At 58.4% G+C, this 19,033-nt stretch carries 16 protein-coding genes; 8 read left to right on the forward strand and 8 right to left on the reverse strand.

Annotation, left to right across the window (positions count from 1 at the left end; all coding sequences use genetic code 11):
* Positions 1–83: 83 nt before the first annotated feature.
* The 8 genes from C4S72_RS03165 to C4S72_RS03200 all read right to left on the reverse strand — a co-directional run bounded on the left by C4S72_RS03165 (position 84) and on the right by C4S72_RS03200 (position 9,993).
* Positions 84–722 (reverse strand): response regulator transcription factor, encoded by a 639-nt coding sequence (locus C4S72_RS03165; RefSeq protein WP_104001605.1) that lies wholly within the window; start codon positions 720–722, stop codon positions 84–86.
* Positions 700–2,808 carry an ammonium transporter gene (amt, locus tag C4S72_RS03170; RefSeq protein ID WP_104001606.1) on the reverse strand — a complete coding sequence of 703 codons (2,109 nt, stop codon included), beginning with the start codon at positions 2,806–2,808 and terminating at the stop codon, positions 700–702. The genes C4S72_RS03165 and amt overlap by 23 nt, the downstream gene beginning before the upstream one ends.
* A gap of 251 nt (positions 2,809–3,059) precedes the next feature.
* A complete protein-coding gene (locus C4S72_RS03175; RefSeq protein WP_104001607.1) occupies positions 3,060–4,157 on the reverse strand; it encodes a BMP family ABC transporter substrate-binding protein in 1,098 nt (365 codons plus the stop codon).
* A 268-nt stretch (positions 4,158–4,425) separates the two neighbouring features.
* Positions 4,426–4,923 carry a xanthine phosphoribosyltransferase gene (gpt, locus tag C4S72_RS03180; protein WP_104001608.1) on the reverse strand — a complete coding sequence of 166 codons (498 nt, stop codon included), beginning with the start codon at positions 4,921–4,923 and terminating at the stop codon, positions 4,426–4,428.
* Positions 4,924–5,025: 102 nt separating this feature from the next.
* A complete protein-coding gene (locus C4S72_RS03185; RefSeq protein WP_104001609.1) occupies positions 5,026–6,390 on the reverse strand; it encodes an 8-oxoguanine deaminase in 1,365 nt (454 codons plus the stop codon).
* Positions 6,391–6,402: 12 nt separating this feature from the next.
* A complete protein-coding gene (locus C4S72_RS03190) occupies positions 6,403–7,329 on the reverse strand; it encodes an ABC transporter permease (protein WP_104001610.1) in 927 nt (308 codons plus the stop codon).
* Positions 7,329–8,435, reverse strand: coding sequence for an ABC transporter permease (locus C4S72_RS03195; RefSeq protein ID WP_200826655.1), 1,107 nt, complete (start codon positions 8,433–8,435; stop codon positions 7,329–7,331). Before C4S72_RS03195 ends, C4S72_RS03190 begins: the two co-directional genes overlap by 1 nt.
* Before the next feature lie 19 nt (positions 8,436–8,454).
* Positions 8,455–9,993: an ABC transporter ATP-binding protein gene (locus tag C4S72_RS03200; protein WP_104001611.1), complete on the reverse strand. Its 1,539-nt coding sequence runs from the start codon at positions 9,991–9,993 to the stop codon at positions 8,455–8,457.
* Positions 9,994–10,328: 335 nt separating this feature from the next.
* Here C4S72_RS03200 and xdhA point away from each other — a divergent pair, with 335 nt between their 5' ends.
* From xdhA to C4S72_RS03240, 8 genes are read left to right on the forward strand one after another with little or no spacing between them, the layout of a single operon-like run.
* Complete coding sequence (xdhA, locus tag C4S72_RS03205) at positions 10,329–11,774, forward strand: xanthine dehydrogenase small subunit (RefSeq protein WP_104001612.1); 1,446 nt, start codon at positions 10,329–10,331, stop codon at positions 11,772–11,774.
* Complete coding sequence (xdhB, locus tag C4S72_RS03210) at positions 11,767–14,130, forward strand: xanthine dehydrogenase molybdopterin binding subunit (protein WP_104001613.1); 2,364 nt, start codon at positions 11,767–11,769, stop codon at positions 14,128–14,130. The genes xdhA and xdhB overlap by 8 nt, the downstream gene beginning before the upstream one ends.
* The gene (gene xdhC / locus C4S72_RS03215) at positions 14,127–15,014 is read left to right on the forward strand and encodes a xanthine dehydrogenase accessory protein XdhC (RefSeq protein WP_104001614.1); all 888 of its coding nucleotides are present in this window, start codon (positions 14,127–14,129) and stop codon (positions 15,012–15,014) included. Before xdhB ends, xdhC begins: the two co-directional genes overlap by 4 nt.
* Positions 15,004–15,516 (forward strand): 2-oxo-4-hydroxy-4-carboxy-5-ureidoimidazoline decarboxylase, encoded by a 513-nt coding sequence (uraD, locus tag C4S72_RS03220; protein ID WP_104001615.1) that lies wholly within the window; start codon positions 15,004–15,006, stop codon positions 15,514–15,516. The genes xdhC and uraD overlap by 11 nt, the downstream gene beginning before the upstream one ends.
* 2 nt (positions 15,517–15,518) lie before the next feature.
* Entirely contained in the window at positions 15,519–15,860 is a 342-nt protein-coding gene (gene uraH / locus C4S72_RS03225) for a hydroxyisourate hydrolase (RefSeq protein ID WP_104001616.1), read from the forward strand.
* A 33-nt stretch (positions 15,861–15,893) separates the two neighbouring features.
* Positions 15,894–16,403 carry an ureidoglycolate lyase gene (locus tag C4S72_RS03230; protein ID WP_104001617.1) on the forward strand — a complete coding sequence of 170 codons (510 nt, stop codon included), beginning with the start codon at positions 15,894–15,896 and terminating at the stop codon, positions 16,401–16,403.
* Complete coding sequence (gene guaD, locus C4S72_RS03235) at positions 16,400–17,707, forward strand: guanine deaminase (RefSeq protein WP_104001618.1); 1,308 nt, start codon at positions 16,400–16,402, stop codon at positions 17,705–17,707. The genes C4S72_RS03230 and guaD overlap by 4 nt, the downstream gene beginning before the upstream one ends.
* Positions 17,708–18,919 carry a urate hydroxylase PuuD gene (locus C4S72_RS03240; RefSeq protein WP_235009030.1) on the forward strand — a complete coding sequence of 404 codons (1,212 nt, stop codon included), beginning with the start codon at positions 17,708–17,710 and terminating at the stop codon, positions 18,917–18,919.
* Positions 18,920–19,033 lie beyond the last annotated feature (114 nt).

Genomic DNA, 19,033 nt, shown 5'->3' on the forward strand with positions numbered 1-19,033 from the left:
TATCTGATATGAGCAGGTGAATAACCCGCGCTGGTCGCGGTCGGTTGCGGCTGGCTCAGTGCTAATGGGGAAAGGCTTGAGGTTTAGCTGGCCAGACCGCTATCAAGGGCGATGCGTGTTGCCTCTACACGGGATCTGATGTTCAGCTTCTTGTAGATCGACTTTACATGGTCGTTGGCCGTGTAGGTCGATATATCCAACTCCCGAGCGATCTGCTTGCGTGATGCGCCCCTGGCGATCAGTTTTAAAACCTCCCGCTCTCTCACCGTAAGCAGTTCGTTAAGCGCCCCATTGGGCCGGGGTGGTTCACTGAAGTGGGCGATAATACGGCTGGCCATGGCCGGTGATAGCGGAGGCTGGCCGGACAGCATTCCTTTAAGGTGTTCGGCCAGCATCTGTGGCGGCTCTGACTTGAGCAGATAGCCGCTGGCACCGGCGCGCAATGAATTAAACAGGCTTTCGTCGTCATCGGCGACGGTGGCCACGACGCAGTGGGTGCTGGGTTGCTCCCTGGTGATTCGATTCAGGGTTTCGATGCCGCAGCCGTCGGGCAGGTTAAGGTCAAGAATCGCCAGGTCAAAACGATGCCGGTCGAGTAGGGAGGCCGCTCCTTTGATGCTGGTGGCCAGGTGAATCTGAACGGGACCGAAGGCGAGCTTGATGGCGTGCTCAATCAGAACGGACCATTCCACATAATCCTCAAGTAGCAGGACGTTTTTCATGGTTGTTTCCTGGGTCAAATTGTCGTGAGGTAGGTGCAGGCTTGAAGGCGAGGGTAAAGCAGGTGCCTTCGCCTGGAGTGGAGCGAACGCTGATTGTCGCTCCAGCACTGCTGAGCAACTTCTTTGCGCTGAACAGGCCTATGCCATAGCCGCTACTACCGGATTTGGCATGCAGGCGCTGGTGGTTGTTGAACAGATGCTCGCACTGCTCCGCCGCGATACCTATGCCATGATCTTCCACTTCAACAAGGTCCTGTCCGTTAGCGGAGAATGAACGCAGGGTGATCGACGGAGGCTGGCCCGCCGGTGTGTATTTGATAGCGTTGCTGATCAGGTTGACCAGCACCTGGTGCAGGGCGAATTCATTGAAATAGACCGTTTTAACCTGGCAGTCGCTGCTGATCTGGGCGCGGCTTTCTTCAATCAGTGGCGTCAGATGGATGCGCACGTTGTACAGCACCTCTTCGAGTTCAACCGGCTGCAGTGTTTCCAGCTCATGGGAAGCGCGGGAGAAGTTGAGCAGTTCGCGAATGATCTTCAGCGCGTCATCTGAGGAGCGGCGAATCCTCTCGACATACTCGCGATGGTTACTCTGGGCTTCGGGATCCTCCTGCAGCATCGCCGCGTAGGAGCTGATCACCGTGAGAGGGTTGCGCAGGTCGTGGGCGACCAGCTGGTCGTAGTTACGCAGGCTCTCGTTAGCGATCTCCAGCTGGGAGTTGCTGGTTTTCAGCTTTTCCTCCTTCAAGCGTACCGTATTGAGCACATGGTTATAGGCCATACCGACGATGCCAAGCTCGGTAAATTGGTCCGTAGGCGCCGGGCGATTGAGGTTACCGGTATCGGACTGGTACTGCATAAAAGCGATCAGTTCATATAGCTCAGACGAGGCACGGTGCTCGCTGATATTAAGACCGACACTCTCATCCTGAGGCGAGACGCGAAACGGGTGGTAGGTGTTGATCAGGCGGAAGATCAGGTAAGCAGAACCAAACGCCCAGACAGCGGTGACCAGAATGCCCAGCAGCTGCACGCCTATCTGTTCAAGCCTGCCTAGTTCTGACCCCAGGCCGCCAAGATCGCAGAAGATACCGGCTGCGAGGGTGCCCCAGATACCGGCGCCGAGGTGAACCGGCACCGCACCTACCGCATCGTCCAGCCGGTATTTGAGCAGCAGTTTGGCGGTAAACAGCACGCTTACCGCCGAGCCTGCGCCTATAACAACGGCTGCTGGTGAGGTGACACAGTCGGCAGAGGCGGTGATGCCGACAAGCCCGCCCAGGGCGCCGTTGAACAGGTCCTCAGGGGCCGGAGACTCGCCGCGACGGTGGATCAGGATCAGTGTGAACACCAGGGAGGCGGAGCCGGCGATCAGCGTATTACTGAGGATAATGCCGATATCGGAGCTGAAGTTATAAGCGCTACCGCCGTTGAAGCCCATCCAGCCGAACCAGAGAATCAGCACGCCCAGCGCCGACAGCGTCAGGTTACTGCCTTGAATGGTATGAGCCTTGCCATCGGCGTCAAAGCGACCAAGGCGGGGGCCGATGATGATCACCAATGCCAGGGCCACCCAGCCACCGGTGGAGTGGACGACAGTGGAACCGGCAAAGTCATGAAAGCCCAGTTTCAGTAACAGTCCCTCACCGTTAGTGATCAGGCTGCCGCTCCAGCTTAGATTGACCGCCACCGGGTAGATCAGCCCGGCAATGATCGCTACCAGAATCGGATACATGATAAAGCGGAGCCTTTCTGCGGCTGCGCCGGACACAATGGTGCAGCAGGTGCTGCAGAATACCGCCTGAAACACGAAGAAGGCGTTGAGGGTGTTTTCCTGCGAATGGAACAGATAGTAGTTGCCCTCGTCCAGAGGGTTGCTGAACGGCATGCCGAAGGCGATGGAAAATCCGATCAGCCAGAACAGGAAGATCGATGTGGCGTTATCGCAGATGTTTTTCAGCGCCACGTTGATGTTGTTTTTGGAACGGGTCATACCCGATTCCAGGCATAGAAAGCCGGCCTGCATGATCCACACGAGGCAGGCACACAGCAGAACCCAGAACACATCGATATCTTCTAGAGTCATTTCCCTGTCCGTAAGACTTCAGCCGTTTTCAGGCTTGAGCGGTGAACAGAAGTGTAGACTTAGGGGGACTTAAAACCGCAGGAAGCATGCGTATTTATATTGATGCGCTGGCCATGCGGGTGAATCTGATTCATGCAGCCTCATGGCTGCGCGCCTTTTTTAGCGGCAGCACGAGGGCAATAGGGGCGTAACGGCAAAAGAAAAGGGCCGGTGGTTTGCACCACCGGCCCTGATCTCAAGCCTGGAGACTGTTACTTCGGCAGCTCGGCGTCGATGCCCTGGATGTACCAGTTCATCTTCTCGAGCTCTTCCCAGCTCAATACTTCACCTTCCGGCACCATCACTTCGCCCGCCTGGTTAACTACCGGGCCTGCGAAAGGATGGATGCTGCCGTCCTGGATACCGGCGACCAGACGCTCGGCTTCCGCTTTCACATCAGCAGGGATGGAGTCAGCGAAGCTCGGGATCACGATGGCGCCTTCGGTCATGCCTTCAACCATGGCGTGGCTTTCCCAGGTACCGTCCATCACTTTTTGAGCCTGGGCGATGTAGTGCGGGCCCCACTCGTCAACGACAGACAGCAGGTGTGCGTTCGGGCCAAAGCTGGACATATCTGAAGCCTGGCCTACGGCGTATTTTCCGCGACGCTCTGCGGCCTGCATCGCTGCCGGGCTGTCGGTATGCTGCAGGATGACGTCTACACCCTGATCCATCATGGCGTTGGCTGCGTCAGCTTCCTTACCCGGATCGAACCAGCTGTTGACCCAGATGATCTTCAGCTCAGCATCCGGGTTGTATTTGTTGAGCGCCATCTGCACGGAGTTGATATCGCGGATAACCTCCGGGATCGGGAAGGAGGCGATGTAACCGATCTTGTTGGATTTGGTCATCTGGGAGGCAACGTAGCCCGCTACATAACGACCCTCGTAGGTCTTGGAGATGTAGGTGCCCAGGTTGTCGGCCAGTTTGTAGCCGGTGGCGTGCTCGAACTTAACGTCGGGGTAGCGCTTGGCAACCTTGACGGTGGCGTTCATGAAGCCGAATGAGGTGGTGAAGATCAGCTTGTGGCCGCTCTGCGCCAGGTTACGGATTACGCGCTCGGCATCGGCACCCTCAGGCACGTTTTCAACGTAGGTGGTTTCCACCTTGTCGCCGAAGTGCTCTTCCAGTGCAAGACGACCCTGGTCGTGCTGGTAAGACCAGCCGTGGTCACCGATCGGACCAACATAAACAAAGCCGACTTTCAGCGGGTCGTCCGCTGCCATCGCCTGGCCGGACATCAGGGCCGTGCTCAGACCAATACCGGCTGCAACGCCGGTGAGCAGCTTATTAAATTGACGACGTTTCATGCAGTGTTCTCCTTGTGTAGTGCCGAGCACCAGGAAAAGGTGCGATCTTGTAAGTTGCGATCTTGTAAGTTGCTAAGACTCAGTTTTTCTATCTTTTCGATTATGCAAAAAACTGACCACTTGTTCAGGTTTGACCGGTGGCCGTGATTACAAGCCTTGGCGCCCATTCCCAAGGCGCTTTTCGCACTCTCCGGGCTCACTGTTGAGCCCGGTGCCCTGTTTTGGACAGGGTTGAATACTCTTAACTCTCTACGTTTAACTATCTACTTTAATTCTCTCGGTCTGCGAGCGGTGTGGCAAAGGTGTATGCCATATCCCAGGGGAAGCGGATCCAGGTATCCTGGCTGACTTCGGTGATAAAGGTATCGACCAACGGCTTGCCTGCCGGTTTGGCGTACAGGGTAGCGAAGTGCGCCTTGGGCAGCATTTCGCGCACGTACTTGGCCGTTTTGCCGGTATCGACCAGGTCGTCGATCAGCAGCATGCCTTCGCCGTCGCCCTCAACCCCTTTCAATACGTTCAGTTCACCCTGCTGCGCCTGAGTACCGCTTTTATCGCTCTTGCCGTAGCTCACCACACAGAGCGTGTCGATCAACCGGATATCCATCTCACGCGCCAGAATGGCTGCAGGCACCAGGCCACCGCGAGTGATGGCGATGATCCCTTTCCACGGTCCCTTATCGAGCAATCGCAACGAGAGTGTACGGGCGTTGCGGTGCAGCTCGTCCCAGGAAACGGGGAAATCCATATGGTATGGATTGGACATCGTGTTGTTCTCCTCATCATGTAAGGCAGGGGCTGTACACAGCGCTAAAAAATAAATAGCGACAAAGTTTAACCGCTTGGTCAGGTTTTTCCAGTATCTGGATCAACCGACCTTCGCAGCAAGACGCTGTGCCGCCGCCTGATGTTTTTCAATCAGTGCAGGAATATCGATATTCAGTGGCTGGCCATCCATCACTCGCCAGCGACCGCCGACCATCACTGCATCGGCTTGGTGTGCGCCGCATAGCAGCAACGCCGCCAGTGGATCGTGTGCACCGCTGAAGCGTAGCTCATCAAGCCCGAACAGGGCGATATCAGCCTGTTTGCCGACGGCGAGTTCACCCACATCATCACGGCCCAGCACCGCCGCGGAACCGCGCGTACCCCAGCGCAGCGCATGCTGGTGGTGCACCTTGGAAGAACCGTAGCGCAGCCGCTGCAGATACATCGCCTGGCGCACTTCCTGAATCATGTTGGAGCAATCGTTGGAGGCGGAGCCATCCACGGCGATACCGACCGGACAGCCCGCGTCTTCCAGCGCCTGTACCTGGCAGATTCCGGAGGCGAGCATCATGTTGGAGCTCGGGCAGTGTGCGATGCCCACGCCAGCGCTGCCAAGGCGTGCGATCTCTTCGTCATTGAAGTGGATGCCGTGGGCGAGCCAGCTGCGCTCGTTCAGCCAGCCGACGCTTTCGAGATAGTCTACGGTACGCAGACCAAACTGCTGCTCACAGAACGCTTCTTCATCCAGTGTCTCTGCCAGATGGGTGTGGGTGCGTACGTTGTATTGCTTGGCCAGCGTTGCCGTGTCGCGCATCAGTTCGGTGGTCACCGAAAACGGTGAGCAGGGCGCCAGGGCGATCTGCACCATGGAGCCTTCGCTGGCATCGTGATAACGCTGCACCAGGCGTTCGCTGTCGGCGAGGATAGCTTCTTCAGTCTGAACCACACTCTGCGGTGGCAGGCCGCCCTGATCTTCGCCGAGACTCATGGAGCCGCGGGTCAGCGTGACGCGCATGCCAACCTTGGCAGCAGCCTCAACCTGAATATCCACTGCTTCTTCCAGCGCGGCCGGGAACAGGTAGTGGTGATCGGCTGCCGTGGTGCAGCCGGACATCAGCAGCTCGGTCAGAGCGAGTTCGGTCGCGGCGCTGAGCATATCCGGCTCAAGACCGGCCCAGACCGGGTAGAGCGTCTTCAGCCAGGGGAACAGCTCCTTGTTCAGGGCTGCCGGCAGGGCGCGGGTCAGCGTCTGATAGAAGTGGTGATGGGTGTTGATCAACCCCGGAATCAGCACCTGACGGGAGGCGTCGTAGCGTTCATCCCAGCCACCGGCCGGTTCCTGGTCCTTGGCGACCAGCTCCAGAATTTTCCTGCCCTGGATCACAAGACCGCCACGGGCGTCCTCTGCGTTACCGGTGAAAATAGCCAGAGGGTTGGCGATCCAGAGGCGTGTACTTTCAGCCATTAATTATTGTCCTTAGCTGCTTGCGTGGAAGGGTTTGCCCAGTGACATGGGGGCCAGCAGGCGAGCGCGCACCTGGTTACGCGACAGCAGTACCAGTACCAGAATAGTCGCCACGTAGGGCAGCGTTGCGAGCAGGTTGGATGAGATCGAGAAGCCCAGCCCCTGGAACACCAGGTGAAGAATGCTGGCCAGACCAAACAGCCAGGCACCCAGCAGCACGCGCTCAACTTTCCAGCTGGCAAACACCACCAGTGCCAGTGCGATCCAGCCGCGGCCCGCGCTCATGTTCTCCGCCCAGAGCGGGGTGTAGGCGATAGACAGGTAACCACCGGCGAGACCCGCCATGGCGCCGCCGAACATGACCGCCAGGTAGCGGGTACGTATCACCGGCAGGCCGATGGCGTTGGCTGCATGCGGGTTCTCGCCCACCGCCTTGACGATCAATCCCGGGCGTGAGGAACGGAAGAACCAGTAAACGGCTGCAAAGAGGAAGAAAGAGAGGTAAACGATCATATCCTGGGAGAACAGCATCTTGCCAAGCAGCGGAATTTCGCTCAGCAACGGCAGGGCAAAGGGTTCGAGCCCGGTGATCGGCTTGCCGACAAAATCGGAGCCGATAAACGCCGACAGCCCCGTACCGAAAATCGTCAGTGCGAGGCCCGTCGCCACCTGGTTGGCGTTTAGCCCCAAGGCGATAAAACCGAACAGCAATGACATGGCGATACCCGCAGCGATTGCCAGCAGGAAACCGAGCATCAGGCTGCCGGTGAGCAGGGCGGCCACAAAGCCGGCCACAGCGCCCATGAGTACCATCCCTTCCTGACCGAGGTTGAGCACGCCGCTTTTTTCACACACCAGCTCACCCAGCGCGATCAGCAACAGCGGCGTACCGGTGCGCACCATCGCATAGAGAATGTTTGAGATCAGATCGATATCCATCAGTTTGCAGCCTCTTGGTTGGCGGCCAGCTTGTCGGTGGCGGGGGTGGACAGGGCGGGAATGCGGATGCGGAAGTTGATCAGCACATCACATGCGAGCAGGTAGAAGAGCAACATACCCTGGAACAGACCGGTCAGCGCAACCGGCAGGCCCAGGTTGATCTGTGCCATCTCGCCGCCCATATAGATCAGTGCCATCAGCAGCGTGGCAAGCAGGATGCCCACCGGATGGAGGCGGCCCAAGAAGGCGACAATGATCGCCGCGTAGCCGTATCCAGGAGAAATAGAGGGCACCAGCTGCCCCAAGGGACCTGCGACTTCGCCGACACCGGCAAGGCCAGCCAGCGCGCCACTGATCAGCAGGGCGATCCAGACCAGACGTTTCTCGCGGAAGCCAGCCAGGCGAGCGGCGCTGGCATCCAGCCCCAGTACCTTGATCTGAAAACCGAGGAAGGAGCGGCTCAGCAGCACCCAGACAACCACCACGGCCAGCAGCGCGAACAGCATGCCGAAGTGGATGCGGGTGCCGTCGATCAGGGTGGGTATCAGCGCCGAATCTGAGAACATGGCGGATTCCGGGAAGTTGAAACCGTCCGGGTCTTTGAGCGGACCGTGAACCGCCCAGATCAGCAGGTTCAGGGCGATATAGTTGAGCATGATGGTGGTGAGAATCTCGTTGGCGTTGAACGAGGTCTTCAGCCAGGCCGCGAGTCCCGCCCAGAGCGCACCGCCGACCATGCCTGCGAGCAGCACTGCGGGTAGCACCCAGAAGCCTTCCGCATCGATCAGTGCCAACGCACAGGCGCTGCCGATCAGGCCTCCCATCAGCAACTGACCTTCGGCGCCGATGTTCCAGACCTTGGCTTTGAACACGACTGAAAGGCCGATGGCGCAGAGAAGAATCGGCGCCGCTTTTACGCAGAGTTCAGCGAGTCCATAAATGTCTGAGACCGGCATGATAAGCAGGGTATGCAGTGCTTCCAGCGGGTCCTGGCCGAGCAGGGCGAACAGAATGGCGCCACTGATCAGCGTCAGCACGCCGGCAAACACCGGCGACAACCAGGCCATGAGCTTGGAGTGTTGGCCACGGGGTTCCAGTTTAATCATCGTTAATCCTCGGGCTTAATCAGGCTTTGATTTCGACTTCGGCGAAATCACCGGCCATCCAGCGGCCTACTTCGTTGATCGTTGTGTCAGGTGTGGGTTTGATGGGCGAGATGCGACCGTGGCAGATGGCGCCGATGCGGTCGGATATCTGGAACAGCTCATCGATATCTTCGGACACCACCAGAATCGCGGCGCCCTTGTCGCGCAGTTCGATGAGTGCTTTGTGAATCGCCGTCGCGGCGCCGATATCAACGCCCCAGGTTGGGTGTGCAGCGATCAGCAGTTTCGGGTTCTGCATGATCTCTCGGCCGATTATGAACTTCTGCAGGTTGCCGCCGGAGAGGCTTTCGGCGTGGGCTTCGGTACCGGATGTTTTGACCTTGTAGCGCTCGATAATCTGTTTGGCGAAATCGCGGGTTTTACCGTGTGCGATCATGCCGCGATTCACAAGGCCGGTAAGAAACCCGGTCAGCAGGGCGTTGTCTTTAAGGCTCATATCGGGCACCGCGCCGCGACCGAGGCGCTCTTCTGGAACAAACGCCATGCCGGCAGCGCGGCGCTCCCGCGGCGACAGATGACCTACCGCGCCATGGGGAAAGTGGATCGCATCATGGTTTTCCACCTGGTCTTCGCCACTCAGGGCGCCAAGCAGCTCCTCCTGGCCGTTACCGGCCACGCCGGCGATACCAAGAATCTCACCGGCGTTTACCGAGAAACTGATGTTGTGCAGGTCGGTGCCAAAGGGGTCGTCACTGACTCGGTTCAATCCGCTGACTTGAAGGAAAGGCTCTTCACGCAGCACCTTCGGATAGTCGGTGCTGATCGGCGTATCGTCGCCCACCATCATGCGGGCGATGCTCTGTGAGCTTTCATCAGCGGGCTTGCATTCCCCCGATACCTTTCCGGCACGAAGAATGGTGGCGTTGTGGCAGAGCGCGCGGACTTCATCAAGCTTGTGGCTGATAAAGAGGATGGAGCAACCTTCCTCGGCTAGCTTTCTGAGCGTTACGAACAGGGTTTCCACCTCCTGGGGGGTGAGCACCGAGGTAGGTTCGTCGAGAATCAGCAGCTTGATCGGCTGTACCAGGCAGCGAACGATCTCGACGCGCTGGCGCTCGCCCACGGAAAGGGTGTGAATCTCGCGATCCGGGTTCAGCGCCATGCCGTATTTTTCGGAGACTTCACGGATTCGCTTGGCAAGAGAAGGCAGGTCACCCGCATCGTCGCCCAGAGCCAGAGCGATATTCTCGGTAACGGTCAGTGTCTCGAACAGGGAAAAGTGCTGGAACACCATGCCGATCCCCAGCTTGCGCGCCTGTGCTGGGTCCTTGATCTCCACCGGCATCCCGTCCCAGAGCACTTCACCCTGGTCCGGTTTAACCAGACCGTAGATCACCTTCATCAAGGTACTTTTACCGGCGCCGTTCTCGCCGAGCAGGGCGTGAATCTCTGCAGGTTCTATATTGAGATCAATAGAATCGTTGGCGACGCAGCCGGGGTAGATCTTGGTGATTCTCCGCAACGTCAGGCGCGGGGGCGTGATATGTGCTTCGGCCATGGGTCTGCTCTGTGTTGTTGAACGTCATGCCGCTTTTGGCGGCTACGAATAAAACTGCCGGAAAAAAGAATGCAAAAACCTGACCACTTGGTTAGTTTTGATTTGAAGTTGACTAATCGGTCAGTTTTGGCAGGATTCATGCAGCCTGTAAGTAATAACTGACTGAACGGCCAGATTCGAGGGGCGGCATTATAACTGCCCTGAAAAAGTTTTCCCTCCATAAATTGGGGGCGCCGTACACAGGAAGAACGCCCTAAAATAACGTATAAACAGTAGTTTAGAGCGAATTCTCGGTTTTGAAAGTCGATTTCTTATAACAGTGGGGCCGTGTTGGGATGATCCGTTTTCTTCTGAACGATGAGTTAGTCAGTCTCGAAGACTGCTCCCCGGAGTTGACCGTTTTGGAGTTCTTGCGCACCAACAAGGGGCGCACCGGCACCAAAGAGGGGTGTGCATCGGGTGACTGTGGAGCATGTACTGTGGTCGTTGCCGAACCCGCAGGCGGTCAGCTGCGCTACACCAGCCTGAACAGCTGCATCACTTTTGTGGGCACGCTGCACGGCAAGCAACTCCTTACCGTTGAACATCTTGAACAGAGTGGCGCTTTGCATCCGGTGCAGCAGGCGATGGTGGATCTGCATGGTTCCCAGTGCGGTTACTGTACGCCCGGCTTTATCATGTCGATGTTTGCACTCTATAAGAGCTGCGATACGCCTTCACGTTCCGATGTGGAAAGAGCCCTGGCTGGAAACCTCTGCCGTTGCACCGGCTACCGTCCGATTATCGACGCGGCATTAAGCCTGGCGGGCAGGGGGGCAAAAGATCAGTTTTCCGATGCGGAAACTCGGGTGCGCGAGCAGTTAACCCAGATCCTTAAAGACGCACCCAGCGCATCGCTTACCCAGGACGATCATCGCTTCTATATTCCCTCGACCAGCGACGAGCTGGCATCCCTGTTACAGGCCTATCCACGGGCGAAGCTGGTTGCCGGTGGTACCGATCTGGCGCTCAGCGTTACTCAGCAGCTGCAACAGCCCGAGGTGCTTATCTATACCGGTCGCGTCGCCGAGATGGCTGAGATCAGGAAATCAGAAGATGCCCTGCTGATCGGTGGCGGTGTCAGCTATAGCGTCGCCGAGCCGTTGCTGCATAAGCACTTTCCGGCCTTTGCCGATCTGCTGGAGCGCCTGGGGTCTCTACAGATCCGCAACCAGGGTACGATCGGCGGCAACATCGCCAACGCATCGCCAATAGGTGATACACCGCCGGTGCTGCTGGCGCTGAACGCTAAAATCCATGCCCGCAGCGGTAACCACTGTGAAGCGATTCCGGTGGACCAGTTCTTTACCGGCTATCGCGAGACCGCGCTACCGGAGCAGGGCTTTATCGAACAGATTGAGATTCCCCTGCAGCCGGAACGTGAGCTTTACGTCTTCAAAATTTCGAAACGTCTGGATGATGATATCTCCGCCGTCTGTGCGGCTTTTTCCCTCAGTATCGATGACTGCGGTGCAGTGACCGATGCGCGCCTCGGCTTTGGCGGCATGGCGGCGACACCGGCGCGGGCGATCAACGCCGAGCAGGCACTGATCGGCAAGCCTTTTACCGAAGAAGGCATTAAGGCGGCTCAAACCGCTCTAGCCAGTGATTTCAGCCCCATCGATGATGTCCGCGCCAGTGGCGAGTACCGGCTGATGGTGGCGCAGAACCTGTTGCTGCGTGCCGTGCTGGAGCAGAACAACCCGACCCAAGAGCCGCTGGAGGTGGTGCAGTATGCGTAATCTGAATCCAGTGGCTGATCAGGCCAAACCCGCTGGCGCCACCGGGGTAGCCCGTGCCCATGAAAGTGCCAGCAAGCATGTCTCCGGTGCCGCCACCTATGTAGACGATATCGTCACTCCTCAGGGCACACTGCATGCCGCGGTGGGCTACAGCCGTATTGCCCGCGGACATATCCGCAGCCTGGATCTCAGCGGTGTACGTGGCAGCGAGGGAGTGATCGCGGTGTTGGAAGTTGCCGATATCCCCGGACACACCGATATCGGTCCGGTATTCCCCGGTGATCCGCTACTCACTTCGGACGAGATCAAATACGCCGGCCAGCCGATCTTTGTCGTGGCTGCTGAGACTGAGCTGCAGGCGCGTCGTGCGGTGACAAAAGCCAAAATCGATTACGAATCCCGCGAACCACTGCTGGATGTCACCAGGGCTCTGAAGGAGCAGACCTTTGTGCGTCCATCGCACCATCTGCAGCGTGGCGATGAGGGAACCGCCATTGAGGATGCGCCGCTCAAGCTCAGTGCAGAGCAGCATGTCGGCGGCCAGGAGCACTTCTATCTCGAGGGGCAGGCGTCCCTGGCAGTGCCGGGCGAAGATGGCGGCATGCTGGTGTACAGCTCTACCCAGCACCCCAGCGAAGTACAGAAACTGGTGGCCGAAGTATTGGATGTGCCGGTCAACCGAATCACTGTGGATATGCGTCGCATGGGCGGTGGTTTTGGTGGCAAGGAGACTCAGGGCGCACCCTGGGCCTGTATGGCTGCGCTGCTGGCGCGCAAGACCGGTAAAGCCGTGAAGCTGCGCCTGCCGCGTTGTGACGATATGCCGATGACCGGAAAGCGCCATCCGTTCTATAACAGCTATGAGATCGGCTTCGATCTGCAGGGCCGTCTCCAGGGCGCGAAGATCGTGGTCGCCGGTAACTGCGGTCATTCCCCGGATCTGTCGGACGCCATTGTCGATCGCGCCATGTTCCATGCCGATAACGCCTATTTCATTCCCCATGTCAGCGTCGATGGCCATCGCTGCATGACCAACACCGTCTCCCACACCGCGTTTCGTGGTTTTGGTGGTCCCCAGGGGATGATGATTATTGAGCGCGCCATGGACGATATCGCCCGCGCCGTGGGTCGTGATCCTCTTGATGTGCGCAAGCTGAATCTCTACGGCGGGGAGGGGCGCAATCTCACTCCCTATCATCAGACCGTTGAGCATAACGCACTGCCGGAGTTGATCGACCGGCTCGAAGAGAGCAGTGACTACCGCGAGCGTCGCGCAGAGATCACCGAATGGAACAAAACCAGCAGAGTACTTAAACGCGGGCTGGCACTGACGCCAGTTAAGTTCGGTATCTCCTTCACCATGCCACACCTGAACCAGGCCGGCGCTCTGGTGCATATCTACACCGATGGCAGCATCCAGGTGAATCACGGTGGTACCGAGATGGGCCAGGGGTTGCATACCAAGGTGGTGCAGATCGTTGCCGAGGCGCTGTCGGTCAGTGTCGATGAGATTCAGATCACCGCGACCCGCACCGACAAGGTACCGAATACCTCGCCGACCGCTGCATCCAGCGGCACAGATCTGAATGGTCAGGCCGCGCGCAATGCAGCGCTGGAGCTGAAGAAACGAATCAGTGAATGTATCGCCGAGCAGAAAGGCTGCGCGCTGGAGAGCGTGCGCTTTGAATCCGGACGTATTTACTGGGCCGCAGACGATGCCTCCGAAGAGGAGAGTATGAGCTTCCCGGAAGCCGCCCAGTTTGCCTATTTTCACCGTATTTCCCTGTCGGCCACCGGTTACTACCGCACGCCGAAGATCTGGTACGACCGCGAGCAGGCCAAGGGGCGGCCATTCTTCTATTTTGCCAATGGTGCCGCCGTATCTGAGGTGGTGATCGATACGCTGACCGGCGAATACCGGGTGCTTGGCGTGGATATTCTCCACGATGTGGGTCGCAGCCTGAACCCGGCCGTGGATCTGGGCCAGATCGAAGGCGGCTTTATCCAGGGTATGGGCTGGCTCACCACCGAAGAGCTGCAGTGGAACGCAGAGGGCTTGCTGACCAGTAATAGCCCGGCCAACTACAAGATCCCGGCGATCAGCGATACGCCGCCACGCTTCAACGTGGCGCTGTTTGAGCGCGATAACGAAGAGGAGACCGTCTACCACTCCAAGGCGGTGGGCGAACCGCCGTTTATGCTGGCGATCTCGGTCTGGTCGGCTCTGCGCGACGCCATCGCCAGTCTTGCCGATTACCATGTCAGTCCCGCACTGGATACACCGGCCACGCCAGAGCGCGTACTCAAAGCGGTGATGGAAACACGGAAGTCTGCGCAGGTGGGAGGTAAGGCATGAACATCTGGGGCGAGGCGCTGGCCGAACTCCAGCGTCGCGGTGAAGCCTATGTCATCGTCACGCTGATCGGCACCCGTGGCTCCACGCCGCGGGAATCCGGTAGCAAAATGCTGGTCACCGCCGAGCAGAGCTACGACACCATCGGCGGAGGCCATCTGGAGTTCAAGGCGATTCAACGCGCCCGCGAACTGCTGCTTGGTCAGCAGGATGCCCAGGTTCTGGAACAGTACCCGCTGGGTGCAACCCTGGGGCAGTGCTGCGGCGGTCAGGTCTCGGTACTGTTTGAGTTTTTCGCACCAAGGGGCAAAGAGCTGCTGGTGTTCGGTGCAGGCCATGTGGCCAAGGCGCTGATCCCGGTGCTGGCCGGTTTGCCGCTGCGGGTGCGCTGGATCGATAACCGCGACGACATGCTGCCGCAACAGGTGCCCGCCAATATCTCTACCTGCATGACCGATGATCCGGTGGCAGAGGTCGAAACCGCGGCGCCCGGCGCGTATATGCTGATTCTGACCCACAACCACCAGCTTGATTTTGAGCTGGCCGAAGCAGCCCTGAAGCGCGGGGACATTGGCTTTCTTGGCGTCATTGGTTCGGCCACCAAGGCACGACGTTTCCGCCAGCGGATGGAGCATCGCGGTTTTAACCAGGCGCAGATCGAGCAGATGATCTGCCCGGTGGGCTTGCCAGAGGTGAGCGGCAAACGCCCCATGGAGGTGGCGGTTTCCATCGCTGCGCAGATTATCGGTCTGTATCAGAATGAACTGCCTGAAAAGACAGTCTCCACCGGCATCGACTGGCGAACCCTGAAGCAGGCGTTCAGCGTCGAAGAGATCAACGAACGCAATATCGACGACCAGGATAGAGATGTAAAACATGAAGCTTGAAACCTTCAACAAGCTACCGGCTGCGGAGTGTGAAAACGCGCTGAACCAGTGCTGTGTTGCCACGCGCTGGATCGAGCAGATGCTTCAGGCGCGGCCCTTTGCGGATGCTGAGGCGCTGTTTGAAACGGCAGAGCGAGTTTGGGCAGGATTGTCCATGCCCGATTATCTGGAAGCCTTTGAGGGCCACCCGAAGATCGGCGATGTCAGTTCGCTGAAGAAAAAATATGCCAGCACCAAGCAGCTGGCAGCGGGGGAACAGTCCGGCGCCTCGGTCGCCAGTGATGAGGTGCTGCGGGCGCTGGCCGAGGGTAATGACGAATATGAGCAGCGCTTCGGCTTTATCTTTATTGTCTGTGCCACCGGTAAAAGTGCCGAGGAGATGCTGGCGCTGCTGCAGGCCCGTCTTGGCAACGACTTAATGACCGAGCTGAATATCGCCGCAGGGGAGCAGGCCAAGATTACCCGACTGCGTCTGGAAAAAATGTTAGCGGAGCAGGAGTGAACATGAGCCAGATCACCACCCATATTCTCGATACCGCCAGGGGTTGCCCGGCGGAAGGCGTTTCTTTAGCCCTGGCAGTGATGAAGGGCGATAGCTGGGAAACCCTGGCTGAAGGTGAAACCGACCACGACGGTCGCGTGGCGGATCTTCTGCCGGCGGATGAAGACCTGCCGGCGGGTCGTTACCGCATGCGCTTTGAGCTTGAACCCTATTTTGTCGCCCAGGGCGGCGCGATGTTCTATCCCCGCGCGGATATCGAATTTATGATTGCCGCCGGCGGCGAGCATTACCACATACCGTTGCTGCTAAGCCCCTTCGGGTATTCCACCTATCGTGGCAGCTGATAAAAACCCAACATTAGATTCAACGAGATACAGATGATACTTAAACCGATGCCGCTGACGGCGGAAGCGTTCGCACCCTATGGTGACCTGATTGAAACGGGCGCTGATCCGATGATCATCAACTACGGCAACACCGAACGTCATCACGATCTGGCCGACCTCGACCTGAGCGAGAAAGAGGGCAAGGCGATCGTGAGCATCTTCCGCTCCAAACCTCTGCCGCTGCCGTTGAGCCTTAAAATCATGGAACGTCATCCGCTGTCGTCCCAGGCGTTTATCCCGATGGGCGCTGAGCCTTATCTCGTGGTTGTGGCGCCTGCCGGTGAATTTGATGCCAGCAAGCTGCAGGCCTTCATAGCCCGCCCGGACCAGGGGGTTAACTATGCGCGAGGCACCTGGCATCACTTCTGCCTGGCGCTGAACGACGTCAGCGACTTTATCGTGATCGACCGCGGCGGCGAAGGCCCCAACTGCGACGAAGCGGAACTGCCAGAACAGGTGGACGTTGACCTCTCCGGCATGGCGGAGATTCTTGCCGGATGAGTCTGCAGCAGAGAGCGATCCGGGGCGCGATCCTCGACTTCGTAGATGATCCGGCCCTGAGCGGCGATGACGCCTGGCGTTATATCGAGGATGGGATTCTCTGGATCGAGGACGGCCGGGTTAAAAAAACTGGCAGTTATGAAGAGCTGTCAGCCGAGCTGCCCGAGTCTATCGAACTTCACGAGTACGCTCATCACCTGATTCTGCCCGGATTTATCGATACCCATATCCACTACCCGCAGACCGAGATGATCGCCGCCTACGGCGAGCGTCTGCTGGAGTGGCTCGAAACCTACACCTTTCCGGTGGAGAGCAAGTTCAGCGATGAAGCCTACGGTCGCGAGATCGCCTCGGTGTTCCTCGATGAACTGCTGAAGAACGGCACCACCACGGCCCTGGTGTTTGGCACCGTGCATCCCGAGTCGGTGGATGCCTTCTTCACCGAAGCACAGCAACGCCGCCTGCGGATGATCGCCGGCAAGGTGATGATGGACCGCAATGCCCCCGACTTTATCTGCGATGAAGCGGATGAGAGCTACGCGGACTCCAAGGCGCTGATCGAGCGCTGGCACGGCGTGGATCGTCTGCAATACGCGGTAACGCCGCGCTTTGCGCCTACCAGCACCGACAGGCAACTAGAGCTGGCCGGCAAGTTGCTGAAGGAGTATCCCAGCGTCTACATGCACACGCATCTGGCGGAAAACGTGGAGGAGTGCGCCTGGGTGGCGGAACTGTTCCCGCAGTCGAAGCACTACCTGGATGTATACGACCAGGCGGGCCTGCTATCCGAGCGTAGCGTTTTTGCCCACGGTATCCATCTCTGTGATGACGCCTGTGAACGTCTCAGTGAGACCGGTTCTGCCATCGCTCACTGCCCCACGTCGAACCTGTTCCTGGGTTCTGGACTGATCGAGCTGGAGCGCCTGGCGGAAAAGGGCGTTCAGGTGGGTGTGGGCACCGATGTGGGTGGTGGTACCAGTTTCTCCATGTTCCAGACCCTGGCTGACGCCTACAAGGTGCAGGCGATGCGGAACAGGAAGCTGGATCCATTTCGTGCGCTCTATCTGGCGACGCTGGGCGGCGCCCGCGCGCTGGATCTGGAAGGCTACATCGGCAACTTCGAGCCAGGCTGCGAGGCTGATTTCATTACCATCGACCTGCACGCCACGCCGTTCCTTAAATTCCGCACCGAACGCTGCCGTTCGCTGTTTGAAACACTGTTTGTACTCAACACCCTGGGCGACGATCGGCTTATCGATACCACCTGGGTTATGGGAGAGATCGCCCACAGGAGGGACTCATAAGTGATTGACGCTCAACTTACCGCCTATCTTTACGATTGGCTGCATCTGCTGCTGCGTTTTCTGCACGTGGTCACGGCCATCGCCTGGATCGGTGCGTCCTTCTACTTCGTCTGGCTGGATAACTCACTGGAAGAGCCGCCGAAGTGGAAGAAGGACAAGGGCATAAAAGGGGATCTCTGGTCGATTCACGGTGGTGGTTTCTACGAGATCGCCAAGTACCAGCTGGCGCCGGAATCGATGCCCAAACATCTGCACTGGTTCAAGTGGGAGGCGTACTCAACCTGGATCACCGGCGCGCTGCTGATGAGCCTGCTCTACTACGTGGGAGCCAGCAGCTACCTGATCGATCCGGGCAAGGCGGATCTGACCGAGTGGCAGGCGATCGGTATCAGCGTCGCGACGCTGCTGGGCGGTTTTATCATTTATGAGGCGGCGTGCCGCTCTCCGCTGGTGAATCATGGTCTGGTGTTTGGCGTGGTGATGCTGGTGATCATTACCGCCATCGCCTGGGGCCTGAGCCAGGTATTCGGTGATCGCGCTGCCTATATCCACGTCGGGGCGCTGATCGGCACCTGCATGGCCGGTAACGTCTTCTTTGGCATCATGCCGGCCCAGCGAGGCCTGGTGGATGCGGTTAAGCGAGGCGTTACGCCCGACCCCAAACCGGCGCTGATGGCGAAGCTGCGTTCTACGCACAATAACTACGCTACCTTGCCGGTGCTGTTCATCATGCTCAGCAACCATTATCCGATGACCTATGGGCATGATTATGGCTGGCTGATCCTGGGTGCGCTGGCTCTGATCGGTGCCTGGGCGCGTCACTTCTTCAACCTGCGTCACCAGGGGATATTCAAGCCCTGGATCCTGATCTCGGCGTTTCTGGCGTTTTGCGTACTGATTTTGGTAGTGCGTCCGGCGCCGCGCGTAATGGCCGAGCATAGTGGCGCGGTGATGAGCGATGCTGAAGCGGTGGCACTGGTGCAGACCCGCTGCAGCGTTTGCCACAGCGCCACACCGAGCGACGATGTCTTTACCGTGGCACCCTCAGGTGTGATGTTCGATACCGCCGACCAGGTCAGACGCTGGATGGATCGTATCGAGGCGCGTGCGGTGCTGACCCACGATATGCCGTTCCTCAATAAAACCGGCATGACCGATGAGGAAAGGGCGCAGCTCGGCGCCTGGATCGCGGAGCAGCGCAAAGCTAATTAAGATCTTCGGCGACTGAACGACCAACGCGGGGTGAGGGTTCTCAGCCCCGCGTTCTCCCTCACTATTTCCCCAGTTTTACCTTCCCCTGCGAAACCAGGCTAAAACGCCGGTTTC

The sequence above is a fragment of the Marinobacterium lutimaris genome, from assembly GCF_900108065.1.
GTDB classification, from domain to species: domain Bacteria; phylum Pseudomonadota; class Gammaproteobacteria; order Pseudomonadales; family Balneatricaceae; genus Marinobacterium_D; species Marinobacterium_D lutimaris.

Coding starts and splice junctions, on each gene's coding strand:
- xdhC (WP_104001614.1), top strand. CDS start 14,127: ATGAACATCTGGGGCGAGGCGCTGGCCGAACTCCAGCGTCGCGGTGAA.
- C4S72_RS03165 (WP_104001605.1), bottom strand. CDS start 722: ATGAAAAACGTCCTGCTACTTGAGGATTATGTGGAATGGTCCGTTCTG.
- C4S72_RS03190 (WP_104001610.1), bottom strand. CDS start 7,329: ATGGATATCGATCTGATCTCAAACATTCTCTATGCGATGGTGCGCACC.
- uraD (WP_104001615.1), top strand. CDS start 15,004: ATGAAGCTTGAAACCTTCAACAAGCTACCGGCTGCGGAGTGTGAAAAC.
- guaD (WP_104001618.1), top strand. CDS start 16,400: ATGAGTCTGCAGCAGAGAGCGATCCGGGGCGCGATCCTCGACTTCGTA.
- C4S72_RS03175 (WP_104001607.1), bottom strand. CDS start 4,157: ATGAAACGTCGTCAATTTAATAAGCTGCTCACCGGCGTTGCAGCCGGT.
- uraH (WP_104001616.1), top strand. CDS start 15,519: ATGAGCCAGATCACCACCCATATTCTCGATACCGCCAGGGGTTGCCCG.
- xdhB (WP_104001613.1), top strand. CDS start 11,767: ATGCGTAATCTGAATCCAGTGGCTGATCAGGCCAAACCCGCTGGCGCC.
- C4S72_RS03185 (WP_104001609.1), bottom strand. CDS start 6,390: ATGGCTGAAAGTACACGCCTCTGGATCGCCAACCCTCTGGCTATTTTC.
- C4S72_RS03200 (WP_104001611.1), bottom strand. CDS start 9,993: ATGGCCGAAGCACATATCACGCCCCCGCGCCTGACGTTGCGGAGAATC.
- amt (WP_104001606.1), bottom strand. CDS start 2,808: ATGACTCTAGAAGATATCGATGTGTTCTGGGTTCTGCTGTGTGCCTGC.
- xdhA (WP_104001612.1), top strand. CDS start 10,329: ATGATCCGTTTTCTTCTGAACGATGAGTTAGTCAGTCTCGAAGACTGC.
- C4S72_RS03230 (WP_104001617.1), top strand. CDS start 15,894: ATGATACTTAAACCGATGCCGCTGACGGCGGAAGCGTTCGCACCCTAT.
- C4S72_RS03195 (WP_200826655.1), bottom strand. CDS start 8,435: ATGATTAAACTGGAACCCCGTGGCCAACACTCCAAGCTCATGGCCTGG.
- gpt (WP_104001608.1), bottom strand. CDS start 4,923: ATGTCCAATCCATACCATATGGATTTCCCCGTTTCCTGGGACGAGCTG.